This window comes from Vibrio sp. 779(2023) (assembly GCF_033344285.1).
GTDB lineage: Bacteria > Pseudomonadota > Gammaproteobacteria > Enterobacterales > Vibrionaceae > Vibrio > Vibrio alginolyticus.
Genome location: NZ_JAWPOM010000064.1, coordinates 1 through 1,792, shown reverse-complemented (window position 1 = coordinate 1,792; position 1,792 = coordinate 1). Strand labels below are relative to the sequence as shown.

Here is a 1,792-nt window from a genome sequence, read left to right as displayed (position 1 = left end):
AAGAATACAATGGCTGTAAGTCATTTGGCTGCCCTAATTGCGGCGTGCCTGATCTCAGTTTGTATTCGCGCTCAAATCGGCTCGGCTACGACTCGTGGCATTGCCCTGAGTGTGGAGCTTATCCTCCGGTTTTGATTAACGAGCCGATACTCGCATTGGCTCATCAACTTCAACAGCAAACCTTTGAGTTGAAGCTATTGCCTCATTGCGAATGCCGATTCCCTGCTTGGCAACGTTACGGGAGAACCGCCGTCGGTAGCCCAAGAGTAAAGTGTCGCTGCTGTCAAAAAACCGCAACGCTGCTGAACCCGAACAAAGAATCCCACACACTCCAACCACTGCTTGATGCTCTATTGGCCGAGGTTTCACCCAAAGATTTACAGTATAAATTGGGCTTAAATCATCGCCGTTTTTCACAATATCTTGAACGTTTGGCAAGTATGCTGGACACTTTTAGTCGCTTATACGAACGTCACTTATCGTTCTCGAATATCCAAACTCGCTCCTTTGTTCAAGTGGCGCGCTCTGGTTTTCGCCACCATGGCCGAGAACAACGTGCAGCGCATGTTTGGACACTATGCAGCGCCGATGCCCAAACGGGTTACGTGCTTTTGCTCAGTGACAACGCTTGGTTTCCTCAGACAGAGATGTCAGAGCACGTCATTCCTCAACCGCTTTGGGAGCCAAGTCGTTACCAATTAACGCAGCAAGAAGAAGCGCCAAACGAATCAGATGTATTTCTCCAAGCACAGCGCACTTACGACAAAATTCTTAGCCGCAGCCAATTTGACCAACTCGCTTACTGCGATGGTTCGCACGCGAAATCAAAAGAAGTGCTACTCACTCGCCCAGTTTTTGCTGCGCACGCGCACATGCAAAACTTGGCGAAATACTTTGCGAACAAAGTGCCGAAACGCTTTGTCCTCGAACATGAAAGCTTTTTACGAGGGGCAGCGATCACCGCTTTTACCTCCGCCATTAAGCGGGGCACGACGCAACTCTATTATTGCCATATTGGACAAAGTGAGGAAAATCTGAGCTTAAATCATGCAAAGCAAAAGATGAGTTGGTGGGATGAAACGTGGCGTCGTGGAAACATCCAAAATCAATATGGGAGTTGGCAAGTGGGGATGGGTTGGCTGACTCCAAAAAGCGCAAGACCATCGGAATCGATAGACGAATTAATCCCGACACACCCGAATTGGAACAGCGAGTTTTGGAACCGTTATACCCAATGGTTACCACCAAGCTACGCTGCCCACTTGAGTTTGCAGCGCATTAAACAGTGGCAAGCGATTTATCGATTTCTCTATAACTACTCAGCCATGCAATCACCACCAAAAGTTGGGGTGGATGAGATCGACCTGTCTCGCGTCGATAGCATAGCCGAATCAATCAACCGCTCGGTAAACGCTACTGTACACCTTTGAACGCTCGAACAAGAAGGCTTCATCAAAACCGATGTTGTTTGAATATGCTGGAGCTAAGATTCGACTTTTAGCCATTAGCCAAATGATTCAATGGGAATGATTTGCCGAAACTTAGCATGAAGATCTGTAAGCGCGGCTTCAACATCCGGTTCTGCTCGGCTTAAATGTGCGATTAGCGTCATGAAGTAGCAGTCAAAAATCAACGGCATTTTGTCTTCAAGAACAGAACTTACGCTCGCAGATTGAAACAAAGCTTGGTTAAACGACTGATAATAATCCAAATCCCAAATCACCTCTTTCAACAAGGCTCGGCTCAACTCGACGTTCGCAAAATAGTAGCGATAGTATTTCTCCGTCAGCGC

At 47.4% G+C, this 1,792-nt stretch carries 1 protein-coding gene and 1 pseudogene; one reads left to right on the top strand and one right to left on the bottom strand.

The window, feature by feature from the left end:
• Nucleotides 1-1,430 (top strand): hypothetical protein (locus tag R8O70_RS24880; protein WP_318184424.1); only part of this gene is annotated, 1,430 nt, incomplete at its 5' end.
• A gap of 74 nt (nt 1,431-1,504) precedes the next feature.
• Here the strand turns inward: R8O70_RS24880 and R8O70_RS24875 are convergent.
• A pseudogene (locus R8O70_RS24875) lies at nt 1,505-1,792 on the bottom strand (TetR/AcrR family transcriptional regulator); the annotation flags it as partial.